A 15691-nucleotide genomic window follows, 5' to 3' on the forward strand; every position below is an offset into this window, starting at 1 on the left:
AAAAAGATTGCGTTTGACCTTTACATCGGCCCGACGGACGCGAGCCCAGCAGCACGCAGGCTGCCGTCTGCAAGGCGGGTCGGTGCATTGGCATCGGCGCGCATGCCGGTCTCGGACGACACCGTCACCTCGTCGCCGGACCGCGAGAACGCGTAGAGCGGGCCGCGGTGGCCCGGCATCGAAAAGGCGACGGAGTCGCCGTCGGCGAGGCCCATGACGACGCGCTGCGGATCGCCGCCGATCTTTGGCGCGAAGGTGGCAGTAACCTCCAGGCGGTCGCCCTCGACCGGGACGTAATAGACGACCATGTCGAGGTGTCCCTCGTGCAGGCTGCCGGCTTCGATCGGGCGTCCTATGGTGGTTTCCTCGGCAAACGCCGGGGCGGCAAGAAACAGCGCGGCCAAAACTGAGGCGCTCAGGGTTTTGCGGATCATCTCGTATCTCCTTCTTTTTGGATTGCGTTCGAGCTCTATAACTGAGTTAGATTACGAATGCAATCTAAAAAATGAAAATTTATGATGCATGTGAGTCGCATGGCGCATCGCGCAGACAGAATGGAGGGCTGCCGGATTGACGCGCTCGGTTCGGATGCCGCCAGGCAGGGCGCCGACGTGAGGCATCATTCGAGGCCGGGGGATCAGGGAATATCCTGGGATGCTCGGTAGCTAGGTTGGCGAGGGCAGGGCAAGAGCCCAGCTGCAAGGCCATTCTCTCGACAATGGCCGGCGCGGTGCTCCTCTCGCGACCATCAGCGACGAGCGGCTGTCGAAGCGGTTCCCGCAAGCGGCCGCCGAGCGCGCGCTGATGGGGTCGGCATGGCCACGGGCTAGCGTACCCGCGGTTACGCAACGCAGCGGGGCGCTGACTGCGCTCCTGCTAGCCTACAATTGGTTCGGCGACAGCTTCTTCGAGGCCAGTTGCCGCCTGGGTGGCAAGACCGCGGGCCGCTGCTTGTGAATCGTAGAATTCCTCAAGTGCATAGACCTTGCCCCATCGCAGGGTGAACACGTGCAGACCGCTGTTGACGTAGGAGGCGTCGCCGTTGAGCAGCGTCGCGGTGCCGTCCCACTGGGCAAATACGGTGGTATGCCACGGCCAGCCCTTCACCCAGACGTGGTTGACCGTGAGATGGAGATTGGGCAGGACGCGGCTGAGGCGCTCAAACCAGCGGCGCACGGCATCCTTGTCGTGGCGCTCACCACCAAGCGCGTGGGCGCCGGAAACGCGGTGATGGACATGCGGCACGAGTGCTTTCACCGCCTCATCCCAGCGATGGTTGTTGACGTGGTCGAAGCTCTGCCGGATCGATTTCTCGACGATATAACTGTATAGCATTTGACCTCTCCTCCAATTTGGATTGCGTTCGTACTCTATACCTGCTATAGATGTCGAACACAAGCTAAATAAGGAGGTCGACATGCGTGTGAGTCGCATTCAGGCGGCGGAAAACCGCGAAACCGTGATCAATGTGGCAAGCCGGCTTTTTCGGGAGCGCGGCTTTGACGGCATCGGCCTCAAGGACCTGATGCAGGCTGCCGGGCTGACCCAGGGCGCGTTCTATAAGCAGTTCGCCTCCAAGGACGATCTGGCTGTGCAGGCGTCGAGGCGGGCGATGGAGAGCGCCACGCTGCGGTGGTCGGCCGCGACTGCGGCAAAATCCGAGGATCCGCTTGGCGCGGTGATCGCATTCTACCTCAGTATGGACCATCGCGGAGAAAAGATGGACGGCTGCCCGATTGTCGCGCTCGGCTCGGATGCCGCCAGACAGGGCAGCGAGGTGAAAGCGTCGTTCGAAGCCGGGATCAAGGAGCATCTCGAAATCCTTGGGCGTTTCATTGCCGAGGCCGATGGTGAGGAGCCCGATAGAAAGGCCATGGCCATTCTCTCGACGATGGTCGGTGCGCTGACGCTATCGCGCGTCGTCAACGACCCTGGCCTCGCCCAGGCCTTCCTGGACGCGGCGACCGAACAGGTTCGCGAAGCAGCCGCCGCTTGAACGGCGTGCGCAGCGCTGGCGGCGCAGCCAAATCGATAGGAAAACAGATGCGACGGATTGTTGTTACAGGCATGGGAGCGGTCACGCCCCTTGCTGCCGATGTCGAAGCGTCGTGGTCGCGGCTGCTGGCCGGTCGCTCGGGCATCCGCAGGCTTCCGGACGATGTGGTGGCAGACCTGCCGGCCAAGATCGGCGGGGTGGTTCCCTCGCTGGAAGACGATCCGGACGCTGGTTTCGATCCGAATACCGTCCTGGCTGCGAAGGACCAGCGCAAGGTAGACCGGTTCATCATCTTCGGGCTCGCCGCTGCACAAGAGGCCCTCGCGCAAGCAGGGTGGGCGCCGGTCTCGGAAGCGGATCGCCTGCGCACGGCCACGATCATCGCGTCCGGCATCGGCGGGTTCCCCGCCATAACCGAGGCGGTGCGCACGGTCGACCAGCGCGGCGTCCGCCGCCTGTCGCCGTTTACGGTACCGTCCTTCCTGGTGAACCTCGCGGCGGGCCACATCTCGATCCGCCATGGCTTCAAGGGGCCACTCGGCGCGCCGGTGACGGCGTGCGCGGCCGGCATCCAGGCGATCGGCGATGCGGCCCGCCTCATCCGCGCCAACGAAGCCGATATCGCCGTGTGCGGTGGAACGGAAGCCTGCATGAACATCGTCAGTCTCGGTGGTTTTGCTGCCGCACGCTCTCTTTCGACCGGCTTCAACTGGGCGCCGGCTCAAGCGTCACGGCCTTTCGACGTGTCGCGGGACGGCTTCGTCATGGGCGAAGGGGCCGGCATGCTGGTCATCGAGGCGTTGAGCCACGCGCTGGCGCGCGGCGCGAAACCGCTCGCCGAACTCGTCGGCTACGGCACGACGGCGGATGCGCATCACGTCACCTCCGGTCCCGAGGATGGCGACGGGGCGCGCCGAGCCATGCAGATCGCGATTGCCCAAGCTGGCATTTCGCCGCGTGAGGTTCGCCACCTCAACGCGCACGCGACCTCGACGCCGATCGGTGATCTCGGGGAAATCGCGGCGATCAAAACACTCTTCGGCGCAGGTTCCACCATCGCCGTCAGCGCAACGAAATCGGCGACCGGACACCTGCTCGGAGCCGCCGGCGGGCTTGGAGCCATCTTCGCAATCCTGGCGCTCAGGGATCAGGTGGCGCCGCCAACCCTCAATCTGAGCGCGCCGGATCCAGCCGGCGACGGCATCGACTTCGTCGCAAACCAGGCCCGCCCGATGGCAATGGACCACGCGATATCAAACGGCTTCGGCTTTGGCGGCGTCAACGCCAGCGCGCTATTCCGGCGCTGGACGGACGAGTTGGCCGGTGCGAACGCCAGGGGCGCTCATAACTGACTCCGACCTTTCGTGCTTCTTCCATGCCAATCCAAAATCAGTCCAACCCAAAGAAAGAAATGATTTCCATGAACAAGACCAATCCTGGCGTCGCCCTGGTGACGGGGGCGTCCTCCGGCATCGGGCGCGCGACGGCCATAGCTTTGCAAAGCGCCGGTTTCCGAGTGTTCGGCACCAGCCGTCGCGCAGCCAAGAACTCCGACGGCCTAACCATGCTGGCCTGTGACGTGACCGATGACGCGTCGGTGGCGAAACTGGTCGATGACGTGCTGGCCGAGACCGGGCGCATCGACCTGCTCGTCAACAATGCCGGCATGGGTCTGCTCGGCGGCGCGGAAGAGTCCTCGCTGGCGCAGGCTCAGGCACTGTTCGATGTGAACGTCTTCGGCGTGCTCCGCGTGACCAACGCGATCCTGCCGATAATGCGCCGTCAAGGCAAGGGTAGAATCGTCAATTTGAGTTCGGTGCAGGGGTTCATTCCAGCTCCCTATTTCGCGCTTTATGCGTCGACCAAACATGCCATCGAAGGCTATTCCGAATCGCTCGACCACGAACTGCGCCCGTTCGGGATTCGCGTTGCATTGGTCGAACCCGCCTATACCCGCACGTCCTTCGAAGATAATCTCGCCAAGCCGGATCAGTTGCTTGATATCTATGACGCTGCGCGCGCTGGCATGAACGCAGTCGTGCGGAAAGCAATGGAAAAAGGCGATACACCCGAAGGGGTAGCCAAGACGGTTTTGGCGACTGCGACCGATCGCGTTCCGAAGAGGCGCTATGCGGCGGGAAAAATGGCGCGCCAGGTCAGTCTCCTGCGCCGTTTCGTCCCCGCATCCGCATTCGACAAGAGTCTGCGCAAGCAGAACGGGCTGCCGGCCTGACGACATCGAAGACACCCCGCGAGATCGGAATCATCGGCCCTGGAAACGTCGGCGCCGCATTGGCGCAGGCAACCTGAAGCAATTGCTTTGGAGAACGCCCGGCGGTTGTTGGCGTTAGATAAGCGATATGTTATGTTGCAGTGCGAAAGAGCGGGGCCACGTCCTTTCAAATCCGTAAGCGATCTGTATGTGCGACCCCTGCAGACTGGTCGGTATCACTGAAACTCCCGGGCATGGGGTTCGGGATTCGATGGGGACGAGGGGTATGCTTTACACGCTGGTTATGATGGTCTGCCTGACGGATGTGCCGCAGACCTGTGAACAACGCGAACAGATGGTGGACGGCCTGGCGATGAACCCCGGGACCGCCTTCATGCAGGCGCAGCCGCTGGTAGCCCAGTGGATCGAGACGCATCCCGGTTATTTCGTGCAGCGCTGGCGCGTGTTGCCCGGCCGGGGATCGTGAGATCCGCTGCGAAGATAGAGGTTCTACTTCTTCGCGGCGAGGGTTTCCGAGACGGCCTTGGACAATTGATAAAGCCGCTGCTCGATGATCGTCGGCACTTCGCAGACGTAAGTCAGTGATTGGACGCGTTCATTGAAAATTCGCGTTGCGAATTTCAGCTGCTCGGTTCGCCGTTCGATGTCATCGGGATCCGCATCCGGCTTTGCCCGCAACGCATCGACGGCGGACGCTTCCTTGCGCAAGGCGGCGGCCATTTCGAGCTGCTTGTGGGCGTAACGGGAAATGCCTGAGATCACGTGCGAACGCTCGGCGTCCATGTGATCGAACATGCCTTGCACCAGCATCGCCATTTTCGGCGCAAGCTGCTCGGCCGGCAGCGACGCGGCGAAATCCTTGATCTTCTTTTGGGCTTCGGCGATCGGCATGCGCCGGGCCGCCACCTCCTCGACCAGGCCGGAGACGGCAGGGTCCTTCGAAAAATCCGTCGCCGCTGGCGGAAGCTCCGGTCCATTCCAGATCTGGCCGAGCGAGAGTTGCGGCACCTTGCGCTGTATGCAGGGCCAGTCCGGATCGGTATTCGCCGCCCTGGCGTTCACGCTCGGCGCGAGCATGGCAACCACAGCCAGGCTGCGAACAAGGCTCATTCGTGCCATCAGCCATTTCCTCCGGTGTCTTGTTTGCGGGTCACCAGGCCGCGCGAAGGGTCGTAGGCGATGATGGCGGCGGCAAGGAACAGAACAGTGCAGCCGGCAACGACGCCCAGCGACAGCCACTCAATCTGGCCGTAGAAGGCGAAACGGATCAGTTCGACGGCATAGGTGAACGGATTGGCGAGGCAGATCTTGTGGAGCAGCGGGCTCGCCTCCTGGATGCGCCACAACGGATAGAGCGCCGGAGAGGCGAAATAGCCGGGAAAGATGACGAAGTTCATGATGCCGGCGAAATTTTCGAGCTGCTTGATCATCGACGACAAAAGCATGCCGAGCGCGCAAAGCATCATGCCCGACAGGAACAGCGCCGGCAGCACCATGAGATAGCCGATCGGTGGCGCCTTGACGCCCCAGAACCAGGCAACGATCAGGAACGCATAGACCTGCGCGATCGATACGGAGACCCCGGCGAGCATCTTCGACACCAGCAGGAACCAGCGCGGGAAGGGGCTGACCAGCAGGGTGCGCATGTTGCCCATCTCGCGGTCATAAACCATCGACAGCGAAGACTGCATACCCGAGAACAGCAGGATCATGCCGCACAACCCCGGCGTGATGTAGACCTCGTAGAGCACGTAGGTCTTGTAGGGCGGGATGATCGACACGCCGAGCACCTGCCGGAATCCGGCGGCAAAGATGAAGAGCCAGATGAGCGGCCGAACCAGTGAGGAAATGAAGCGCTCGCGCTGGTGCAGGAAGCGCAGGCATTCCCGCAGGACGACGCCCTTGAGGCAAATGAGATAGTGGCGCAGGCCGAATTTCTCGTACTTCGCCGGAATGATGCCGGCGACTTTGTCGGGCATTGCGGGAGCGCTCATGGCGATAGCTCCGCGGTGCCGGCCGCCTCGATGCGGCTGAGCCTCGAAAAGGCGTCGCGGATCGAGCCGCCGCCGCTCGTCCTGACGACATCGGCCACCTTGCCCTTGGCGACCAGTTCGCCCTGCCGCAGCACGACGACATGGTCGCCGTCGTCAACCTCGTCGATCAGATGCGTCGCCCACAGCACGCCGATGCCCTCGGTTTCGACGAGCTTGCGGATGGTGGCGAGAATGCCGGCGCGCGACTGGATGTCGAGACCGACCGTCGCCTCGTCGAGCAGCAGCAGGGAAGGGCGGTGGAGCAGCGCCCTGGCGATCTCGATGCGCCGCATCTGGCCGCCGGAAAGACTGCGCGCCTTGTCATGCTGCCGACCTGGCATGTCGACGATATCGAGCAGCGCGGCAATGCGCTGCCGGGCCTCGCGTCCGCCGATGCCATGCAGCGCGGCGTGGTAGGAGAGGTTCTGGTGGACGCTGAGATCGAGGTCGAGCGTGCGCGCCTGGAACACGATGCCGACACGCCTCAGCGCTTCGCCCGAGGCGCGGCTGACGTCATGGCCGAAGATGCGGATCGATCCGCGGCGCGTGTCGTAGAGGTGGCTGATCAGCGAGAACAGGGTCGTCTTGCCGGCGCCGTTGAGACCGAGAAGAACGGTGAACGTCGCCGGCGCGATCGAGAACGAGACGTCGTTGAGCGCCGGCTTCGGACCATAGGAATGGCTGACGGCGGCGACGTCGAGCGCCGCCACCTGATCTCCCGGTTCGCTTGTCCTCACATGCTGCACGCCGTCTGACTCCCTTGTCGTCGACAATAGTCTAGCCCAAGTCTAGCCCTCGAGGCGCGATCGCGCAGGGTCCTGCTTTCAAGTGACCTTACTTGATCGTGATCGTGCCCTTCATGCCCTTGTCGGCGAGGTCGGGCACTGACCATGTGTAGATGCCGGGCCTCACGGTGGTGAACTGTACCTGGATGGTGCCGTCGGCGTCGAATTCGAGCCATGCGGGTGCGCCGTTCATGTGCACCTCGAGATCGTTGATGACGATCTGGTTGTTCCACACATTGCGGAACAGGTCGGTGTGGAATTTGTACTCCAGCCCGCCCGCCGCGGTGATCTTCCAGCGATAGCCCTGGCCGGCGATCAGCTCAAAATCCTTCTGGTTGGCGGTGAACTGGTCTTGCTTGCTGCCGAGGATAAGTTCCGGCACGTCCTTGCTGGCCCGGGTCGTCTTCTCGGCCTGCGGACTGGCCTCCGTGCTGGCGGCCTCGCCCGCGGCTGCGTCGGCGTCATCGTCCTGCGCCCAGACCTGGCCCTGCGTGAGTGCCATGCCCACCAGTGCAGCGAGAACGAGTACCCGAAATTCCCGCATGATTTCCTGCCCTTCTGCTGTTTTTCTGTCGGTTTGATTCACCTGGTTTAATCAATGGTGCATTTGGCGCGAGTCACTTGGGCGAGACGACGACGCCCCACGGCAGCGCGCCGACGGTCACCGACTGCACCGGCTCGTCGGTCGCCACGTCGATGAAAGTGATGTCGTTCGACACGCCGTTGGTCGAGATGATGGTCTTCTGGTCCGGGGTGAAAGCGAGCTGCCAGACGCGTTGGCCGACCAGCACGTATTTCTCGACCTCGTATGTCTGCGTGTTGATCACCGCGACGCGGTTGGCCGGTCCGAGCGCCACATAGGCTTTCTTGCCGTCGGCGGTGATGCGCACACCGACCGGCTGGATGGATTCGGGCCTCAGGCCGGCAACCTCGAAGGTGATCTTCTGGACGACTTCGCGTGTTTGATTGTCGATCACCGAAACCGTGCCACCGATCTCGGCACTCACCCAGGCCTGCTTGCCGTCGGGCGTGAACTCGACGAAGCGCGGACGCGTATCCACCAGCACGTTGTCGGTGATCTCGTGGGTCGTCGTATCGATGAAATGCGCCATGTTTGTCGTTTCCGACGTATTGACCATGGTCTTTCCGTCCGGGCTGACGCCCATGCCTTCCGGTTCGACGCCGACCGGAATCTCAGACAGCACCTTCTTGCCCTCGAGGTCGATGACGGTGACGAGATTGTCGTCCTCATTGGCGACATAGAGCGTCTTGCCGTCAGGCGACAGCACGAACAGTTCCGGGTCGGGTCCGGAAGGCAAGGTGTCGACGATCTCCAGGGTTGCCGTGTCGATGACCTCGATCGAATCGTCGTCGCTGGCGCAGAGATAAATGTGCTTGCCGTCATGCGAGATGGTGATGCCGCGCGGACGTTGCCCGACATTGACCGTCTTCACCACCTGCATCGTCGCGGTGTCGACGACGGACATCGTGTTGTCTTTCTCGTTGGAGACATAGGCCATGTAGGCCGAAGCCGGACCGGCCATGAAGCCGGTCGCAACTATGGCGAGTACGCAAGCTCGTCTCTGCACTAAAATTCCTCCCAATCTTTCTACTTAAGCACGCATTTTGTTTCCGGCTCGTCGACCCCGAGCGTATCGAGCTCGGACAGCTGGTGCAAAAATCCCTCCTGCGGCGATGTCGAGACGACCGACCTGGTGTCGCCGAGGAAGATCGGCTGCCGCAACTGCTGGTTCCACTTGCGGAAGGTCAGTTTCTGCCCCTTGAAGGCGGCGATCGAAAAATCGTCGGAGCGGATGAAATCGGCCATCTTGCGCGGGTCGGCGCCCTGCGTGCGGGTCGCCGCCTCGCCGAGGATGCGCACCGCGGTCCACGCCGCCATGTCCTTCGACACCATGCGGCGGCCGCTTGCCTTGGCGAAGCGGTTCTGGATCTGGGTGCCGCCCCATTGCTCGCTGGCCGGATGCCAGGCCAACGGGGTGAGGCCGGCGGTGCCGGCGACCGGCCGCGGAATCCAGGTGCGGAACGGAACGTAGGTACCGAACACCTCGCTTTCGTCGGCGACCAGCAGCACATCGTGCTCCGGCAGGTCCTGGGTGAAGACAGGCATCTGCCGCTGGATCTGGACGATGCCGGAATCGGTCCGTCGTGCCGTGCCGGTATCCTCGAACAGCTTTTCGCCGACGATCTCGCCGCCGAAGCGCGTCGCCGCCCGGCGCAGCGCCTCGGCAAAAAGCTGGTCGCGCTCGTGCGAACCGTAGATCAGCACCCAACGCCGCCATTGCTTCCAGATGAGATATTGCGCCAGCCCGTCGGCCAGCATGCTGCGCGTCGGGATAGTGTGGAAGATGCTGGCGCGGCATTCCTCCTCGCGAAGACTATCGTCGGTGGCGCCGGCATTGAAGATCAAAACACCGTTGTCGCGGGCAAGATCGGCGATCGACAGCAATTGCCTGGCCGAGAGATCCGCGACCACAAAGCGGTTGCCTTTGGCGATCATCTCCTGGAAGGCCGGGACGACATCGGCATCCGGCTTCACCTCGGTCACGTCGAGGCTGAATTTCTGGCCGAGGAAGCTGCCGGTCGTGTTGTTGTCGGCAATCGCCACATTGCCGCCGGCAACCCCTTCATCGCGCGGCGGGACGTCGAGCACCGACAAGGCCAGCTGCGGCGCATAGGCGCGCAAATAGCCTATCTTGATCTCGGTCAGCTTTTTTTCCGGCTTGGCCGTTGCAGTCGGCTGCTTGCCTGTCGCTTCCTGGGCGAGCGCGCCCGGAACGTTGACGGTCAGGGAAAAAAAGCACAAAAAGGCCGCCAGAGTGCCCGGCACCGCGCTCGTCATCGATAAAATTACCCGTTCTTGCGCTAAAGTCCGATTGTTGTCGGAGCGGCGCGAAGTCAAGGTGCCCGTGATGAGCTTAGCTGACCGGCAATTTTTATCAAACCCTGAAAGTGGACCTCTCACGTCTGCTTTAGTGCCATGCCTGCTCGCCCGAACGGCGACCGAGCGGATTTCGGTATTCGGGCCCAAGAACGTCCTTTTCCTCATGCCGGAGAAAGTCCGTCAATGACCAGAATGCTGGCCAGCGTCACCGGCGCCGACGAGGCGGAGATCGCGCTTTCAGGCGGTGCCGACATCGTCGACCTGAAGGATCCGAAGGCGGGAGCGCTGGGCGCGGTGTCCACGCAGACCATCCGCCGGACGATTTCACTGATCGCCGGCCGGACGCCGGTCAGCGCGGTCTGCGGCGACCTGCCGATGGAGCCGGAGACGATCCGCGCCAAGGCCGAAGAGATCGCCGCAACCGGCGTCGATTACGTCAAGATAGGCTTTTTTCCGTCGGCAAATGTCGCGGCTTGCGCGGCAGCGCTCGCGCCGCTTGCCGCGGGAACGAAACTGATCGCCGTGCTTTTCGCCGACCTGGCGCCGGATTTCGAGCTTCTGCCGATGTTTGCCAAACATCGCTTCCACGGCGCTATGGTCGACACGGCGAACAAGGCAAACGGGCGGCTGCTCGACCATCTGCCGCCCGAGCGTATCCCGGGGTTCATCGATCGAGCGAAATCGCTCGGCCTCATGGTTGGGCTGAGCGGATCGCTGGAAGCCCCTGATATTCCGCGCCTGCTGCCCTTCGCTCCCGATTTTCTCGGCTTTCGCGGGGCGCTGTGCGGCCATTCCGGCCGCGTAGGCTCGATCAGCGCCGAGGCGGTTTCACAGATCCGCGAGCTGATCCCGGAAGCATCCCGGGCCGGCGGCGCGTCAAGCGTCGACTACCGCCTGCTGGCGGCGAGGGGCTATTCGCCGGGCACCGACCCGACACTGGGCACCGACAAGATTTTCGTGCGGGACTTTGTCCTGCCGGTCCAGATCGGCGCCTACAGTTTTGAGCACGGCCATACCCAAAAAGTGCGTTTCGACGTGACCGCCGACGTGCTGCAAGTCACCGACCATCCCGAAGACATGCGCCATGTGTTCTCCTACGACATCATCATGGACGGCATTCGCACCATCGTCGCGCGCGGCCACATCCAGCTTAGCGAGGCCCTGGCCGAGCAGGTGGCGACCTACATCCTGGAGAACCCGCGTGTCGTGCGGGTCACGGTAAGGGTGGAAAAACTCGAGCTCGGCCCGGGCGGCGTCGGCGTCGAGATCGAACGCAAGCGCCAATCGGCTGGCCGCGGCGTCGCCACCGGCCCTGCCGGCCGAAAAGACCAAGGCGCTGTTTCCCAGCCGCGAACGGAAAGGCCCGAAGCCGTCAGGCGCGCCGCCGTCAAGCCGTCCGTCGTCAAGCTTGGCGGCAGCACGGTCCATGCGGCGGAACTGGAAAGCTGGATCGCGGCGCTGGCGGGCTCCAAGCTGCCGATCGTCATCGTGCCCGGCGGCGGCCGCTTTGCCGACCAGGTGCGCGAGACGCAGATTTACATGGATTTTTCCGACACCGCCGCCCACGCCATGGCGATCCTCGCCATGGAGCAGTTCGCCCAAATCATCCTCGACCGTGACGAAAGGCTGGCGCCGGCACGGTCGCTGGAAGAAATGCGGCGGGCGCTGGACGCGGGGAAGGTCCCGGTGTGGCTGCCGTCGTCATTGGCGCTGCCGGCGCCGGACATTCCGGCGTCCTGGGACGTTACCTCCGATTCGCTTGCCGCCTGGCTTGCCGCCAAGCTCGGCGCAAATGCGCTGCTTTTGATCAAGCAGACCGGCGCCTTCGTCAGCAGCGACACGATCGACAGCCTGGCCGTCAGAGGCATCGTCGACGCCGGCTTCGCCGCCATGCTGCCCGACGGTGTCGATGTCCATCTCGCCGGACCGAACGATGCCGCGGCGGCCGGGGCGCTGCTCGCGGCGGGCAATCTGCCCGGCATTGCGATCGCGGCTCCGATCCGGTCGGCAAGAAAAGCAGGGTAGGCGATGGCGACGCTGCATACGCCGCGCTGGGCATGGGTTTTGACCGGTTCCGGTCATTTTTTTACGGAGAGTTTTGCACTCATCCACCAGATCGAGCATTGCGATGTCTTCGTGTCGAAAGCCGCCAACGAGGTGCTGCGCATGTACAAGCTCAAGCTCGATTTCCCGGAGACGACGCGCGTGCTGCACGACAAGACGGCGAGCGCGATCCCGGTCGGCGAATTCTATCACGGTGTCTATCATACGGTGGTGGTGGCGCCGGCCAGCTCCAACACCGTCGCCAAATGCGTGCACGGCATCTCCGACACGCTCGCCACCAACGTCTTTGCCCAGGCCGGAAAATGCCGGGTGCCGGCCATCGTCTTTGCCTGCGACACCGCGCCGGAACTCGAAACCATGGCGCCGCATGGGCTGGTCAAGGTCTATCCGCGCAGGATCGACCTGGAGAATACCAACCAGCTGAAGAGTTTTGAGCGAACCCTGGTGGTCGAGTCGCTTGCCGATCTCGAAGCCTCGGTCAGGCGGCGCCACGCCGAACTCGCACGCCATGGCTGAGCGGCTGGTCTTTCTTACCGGCCATCTGGCAAAAGTCCGGCTGGAAAGGCTGCTTGCCGGACTGGGCGAAACCGAATTTGCCTGGGAGATCATCGACATCGGCGTCAAGGTCGCGGCGCTGATGAGCGAAGACATCATCAAGCGGCGGCTCAGCCTGGCCGACGGCACCGACCGCGTCATCCTGCCCGGCCGCTATCGCGGCGACATCGAGCATCTGTCGAAGCGTTTCGGCGTGCCCTTCATACGCGGGCCCGACGAGATCGCCGATCTGCCGGCCTTTCTCGGCCGGGCGGGCGAGCCACCCGACCTTTCGCGTCACGACATGCGCATCTTCGCCGAAATCGTCGATGCGCCGATGCTGTCGGTCGAGGCGCTGGTGGCGAGGGCACGGACGCTGACCGCGGCGGGCGCCGACGTCATCGATCTCGGCTGCCTGCCGGAAACGCCGTTCCCATTGCTGGAAGAGGCGGTGCGCGAGCTGAAGGCACAGGAATTTCTGGTCAGCGTCGATTCGGCCAGCACCGATGAACTGTCGATCGGCGCGCGCGCCGGTGCGGACTATCTTCTCAGCCTCGATGAGAACACGCTGCCCTTGGCCTTCGATTGCAAGGCTGTGCCAGTGCTGATCCCGGCCACCCCCGGCGACCTGGATTCGCTCGGCCGAGCCATCGAAGCGGCGCAAAAGGCCGGCGTCGCCTTCCTCGCCGATCCGGTGCTCGACCCGATCCATTTCGGCTTTGCGGCGTCACTTGCGCGCTTCATCGAGGTGCGGCGGCGCTGGCCCGAGGTCGAACTGCTGATGGGCACCGGCAATCTCACCGAATTGACCGACGCCGACAGTTCCGGCGTTACCGCGGTTCTGGCCGGGCTCTGCTCGGAACTTCAGATCCGAAACGTGCTTGCCGTGCATGTCAGCCCGCATACGCTGCGAACGATAGAGGAGCACGACGTTGCCCGCCGCATCCTGTTTGCCGCGAAGAACGACGGTGCGCTGCCGCGCAGTTACCATCCAGGGCTGCTGCAGGTCCACGACCGCAAGCCGTTCACCGCCTCGACCGGGGATATCGAAGCACTGGCGGCCGAGGTGCGCGACACCAACTTCCGCATCATGACCGCCGAGGACGGCATTCATGTTTTCAACGGCAAGGGGCATGCGGTTGCCACGGATGCGTTCGAACTCTTTGCCGGGCTTGGCGTTGAGGCGGATGGCGCGCACGCGTTCTATCTCGGCGCGGAACTGATGAAGGCCGAGATCGCGTGGCGCCTCGGCAAGCGCTATGTGCAGGACGAGCCGCTCGCATGGGGCGTTGCCGCGCCGGCTCCCGAAACCGACCGCAGCCGTCTTGCGGAAGCGGGCCACACGCTTCGCGCGAAGAAAGAGCGCTAAACCATGCCCTACATTCGCGAATCGATTATCACCACCGTCAACCAAGCCGGCGACGTCCACATCGCACCGATCGGCATCATCGCCGAGAAGGACGGCTGGGTCATCGCGCCGTTCCGGCCGTCGATCACGCTCGACAATCTCGCCGAAGTGCCGTTCGCCATTGCCAATTACACCGATGACGTGCGCATCTTTGCCGGCTGCCTGACTGGCCGCAAGCATTGGCCGACCGTTGCGGTAAACGGGTGTCCGGTGCCGCGGCTCGCAGCGGCGCTCGCGCATTCGGTCCTCGAAGTCGAAAGTGTCGACGACGATGCCATGCGGCCTCGCCATTTCTGCCGCGTGGTGCGGGAGGAAACGCATGCGCCATTCACCGGCTTCAATCGCGCCAAGGCCGCGGTGCTGGAACTGGCCATCCTGGTCAGCCGGCTCGGCATGCTGCCGCGCGACAAGATCGAGGCGGAAATCGCCTACCTTTCGATTGCCATCGAAAAGACCGCGGGCGAGGGCGAAAAAGAAGCCTGGGGCTGGCTGATGCAGCGTGTCGGCGATCACCTGTCGGTCCAGGAGTCCCACGGCGACGAGGTGCGTGGCTGAACCGGATATGCTGAACCTGGGTAAGCGTCCGGGCTGACGTGTTTTAGCATGATACACGGTGGCGGTGATCTCAAACGGCGGAGTGCGCTCGCGTAGGGTAATTCACCACATTTGGCGGCACCTGCAGATGCTTTTTCGTGTTATGATGGGCCTGCAACGCGCGTAATCTCGACCTCAGCAATATGGCAGAGGTCGAAACCTATTGCCTTGGCACAGGAAGCTTTCGCCCCAGCACTTGATCGCCTCCGAAACGCTGGGTGTGCTGCTTTCCCTGACTGACCCGGGGCGAGGAGGTTGTCCATGTCCACGAGTAGTGTTGACCGCCCGCTGCAGCCGGGCGACCGGGCACCGAATGTTGTGCTCGATGCGATCTCACGCGAAGGCAAGATCGCGCTCGATGATTTTCGAGGCCGTAGCCCGTTGTTGATCGGTTTGTTCCGAGGCCTGCACTGTCCGTTCTGCCGGCGCCATGTCGCGGCGATGGCGCAACTCAAGCCGGCCCTGCGTGATAAAGGAGTCGAATGCCTGGCGGTGGTCAATACGCCGGTCGAGCGGGCGCGGCTCTATTTCCGTTACCACCCGGCACCCGATCTTCTCGCCGCATCCGACCCGGAGCGAGCCTCGCACCGTGCTTTCGGCTTGCGCGAGGTCGGGATGGACACGGTCATGGCGATACCGTTCCATCTCCCGGGCGAGTTGCCCGAGCCTATGGACGTCATGGCAATGAATGAATTTCTTAACAAGAAGGAAGGATATGAGATTACGGAAGTCGATCGGCAGGCGATGGCTTCCAGTCAGGCGCAGCTTGTCGGTCAGTTCCTAATCGACCGGGCGGGCATCGTACGCTGGAACTTTACTGAAGTTCTGGAGGATGGCCTCAACACCTTCAGAGCGCTGAATCCCGAGGAATTGATGTCGGCAGCTTCCCAAGTTGCACATTAATAGGCTGCGGAAATGGGCTGCTGAAAACTCGCTCGACGGCCACCGTCCTGTGGTGATTCTTTGGATTTAACAATCATCGAAATGCTCAGCGCAGGAGGCTAAGGTCTGCCCGTGGGCTTCGTAGCGATTTCGATTCAACGGTCTGCGGACCGCCCCGACGCTAGAGTGAGCAAGCCGCATAGGCGGGGCAACGTCCGCTCCTTGCCGCAATCACGTCGTTCCGACAGGCGCGCATACGG

17 protein-coding genes are annotated in these 15691 nt (G+C 63.0%); 9 read left to right on the top strand and 8 right to left on the bottom strand.

From position 1 onward, the window contains the following. Positions 1-20: 20 nt before the first annotated feature. On the bottom strand, positions 21-434 hold the full coding sequence (locus tag AC0L16_RS04715) for a hypothetical protein (protein ID WP_473619287.1): 414 nt from the start codon (positions 432-434) through the stop codon (positions 21-23). 442 nt (positions 435-876) lie between these two features. Beyond that, a complete protein-coding gene (locus AC0L16_RS04720; protein ID WP_473619288.1) occupies positions 877-1335 on the bottom strand; it encodes a nuclear transport factor 2 family protein in 459 nt (152 codons plus the stop codon). Between the two features lie 82 nt (positions 1336-1417). On the opposite strand from AC0L16_RS04720, the gene AC0L16_RS04725 reads away from it, so the two are divergent. The 4 genes from AC0L16_RS04725 to AC0L16_RS04740 all read left to right on the top strand — a co-directional run bounded on the left by AC0L16_RS04725 (position 1418) and on the right by AC0L16_RS04740 (position 4695). Further along, positions 1418-1996 carry a TetR/AcrR family transcriptional regulator gene (locus AC0L16_RS04725; RefSeq protein WP_473619289.1) on the top strand — a complete coding sequence of 193 codons (579 nt, stop codon included), beginning with the start codon at positions 1418-1420 and terminating at the stop codon, positions 1994-1996. Positions 1997-2043: 47 nt separating this feature from the next. After that, positions 2044-3348, top strand: a complete 1305-nt coding sequence (gene fabF / locus AC0L16_RS04730) for a beta-ketoacyl-ACP synthase II (protein WP_473619291.1) — start codon at positions 2044-2046, stop codon at positions 3346-3348. A gap of 68 nt (positions 3349-3416) precedes the next feature. Beyond that, the gene (locus AC0L16_RS04735) at positions 3417-4229 is read left to right on the top strand and encodes an oxidoreductase (RefSeq protein WP_473619292.1); all 813 of its coding nucleotides are present in this window, start codon (positions 3417-3419) and stop codon (positions 4227-4229) included. A 265-nt stretch (positions 4230-4494) separates the two neighbouring features. Next, positions 4495-4695, top strand: a complete 201-nt coding sequence (locus tag AC0L16_RS04740; protein ID WP_095518885.1) for a hypothetical protein — start codon at positions 4495-4497, stop codon at positions 4693-4695. A gap of 23 nt (positions 4696-4718) precedes the next feature. Here the strand turns inward: AC0L16_RS04740 and AC0L16_RS04745 are convergent, their stop codons facing one another. From AC0L16_RS04745 to AC0L16_RS04770, 6 genes are all read right to left on the bottom strand, one after another. Next, a complete protein-coding gene (locus AC0L16_RS04745; protein ID WP_473619293.1) occupies positions 4719-5348 on the bottom strand; it encodes a hypothetical protein in 630 nt (209 codons plus the stop codon). Continuing rightward, positions 5348-6223 (bottom strand): ABC transporter permease, encoded by an 876-nt coding sequence (locus AC0L16_RS04750; protein ID WP_473619295.1) that lies wholly within the window; start codon positions 6221-6223, stop codon positions 5348-5350. Before AC0L16_RS04750 ends, AC0L16_RS04745 begins: the two co-directional genes overlap by 1 nt. Next, positions 6220-7008 (bottom strand): ATP-binding cassette domain-containing protein, encoded by a 789-nt coding sequence (locus AC0L16_RS04755; RefSeq protein ID WP_473619296.1) that lies wholly within the window; start codon positions 7006-7008, stop codon positions 6220-6222. Before AC0L16_RS04755 ends, AC0L16_RS04750 begins: the two co-directional genes overlap by 4 nt. An 88-nt stretch (positions 7009-7096) precedes the next feature. After that, positions 7097-7591 (bottom strand): cupredoxin domain-containing protein, encoded by a 495-nt coding sequence (locus tag AC0L16_RS04760; RefSeq protein ID WP_473619297.1) that lies wholly within the window; start codon positions 7589-7591, stop codon positions 7097-7099. A gap of 73 nt (positions 7592-7664) precedes the next feature. Beyond that, positions 7665-8636, bottom strand: coding sequence for a YVTN family beta-propeller repeat protein (locus AC0L16_RS04765; RefSeq protein ID WP_473619299.1), 972 nt, complete (start codon positions 8634-8636; stop codon positions 7665-7667). A gap of 20 nt (positions 8637-8656) precedes the next feature. Further along, positions 8657-9907 carry an ABC transporter substrate-binding protein gene (locus AC0L16_RS04770; protein ID WP_473619300.1) on the bottom strand — a complete coding sequence of 417 codons (1251 nt, stop codon included), beginning with the start codon at positions 9905-9907 and terminating at the stop codon, positions 8657-8659. 225 nt (positions 9908-10132) lie between these two features. On the opposite strand from AC0L16_RS04770, the gene AC0L16_RS04775 reads away from it, so the two are divergent. The 5 genes from AC0L16_RS04775 (at position 10133) to AC0L16_RS04795 (ending at position 15452) form a co-directional block, all read left to right on the top strand. Then, positions 10133-11974: a (5-formylfuran-3-yl)methyl phosphate synthase gene (locus tag AC0L16_RS04775; RefSeq protein WP_473619301.1), complete on the top strand. Its 1842-nt coding sequence runs from the start codon at positions 10133-10135 to the stop codon at positions 11972-11974. Positions 11975-11977: 3 nt separating this feature from the next. Then, complete coding sequence (locus AC0L16_RS04780; protein ID WP_473619302.1) at positions 11978-12529, top strand: flavoprotein; 552 nt, start codon at positions 11978-11980, stop codon at positions 12527-12529. After that, complete coding sequence (locus AC0L16_RS04785; protein WP_473619304.1) at positions 12522-13916, top strand: DUF6513 domain-containing protein; 1395 nt, start codon at positions 12522-12524, stop codon at positions 13914-13916. Before AC0L16_RS04780 ends, AC0L16_RS04785 begins: the two co-directional genes overlap by 8 nt. A 3-nt stretch (positions 13917-13919) precedes the next feature. Continuing rightward, a complete protein-coding gene (locus AC0L16_RS04790; RefSeq protein WP_473619305.1) occupies positions 13920-14510 on the top strand; it encodes a DUF447 domain-containing protein in 591 nt (196 codons plus the stop codon). Positions 14511-14810: 300 nt separating this feature from the next. Next, positions 14811-15452, top strand: coding sequence for a peroxiredoxin-like family protein (locus AC0L16_RS04795; RefSeq protein ID WP_473619307.1), 642 nt, complete (start codon positions 14811-14813; stop codon positions 15450-15452). Positions 15453-15691 lie beyond the last annotated feature (239 nt).

The sequence above is a fragment of the Mesorhizobium sp. WSM4848 genome, assembly GCF_055811375.1.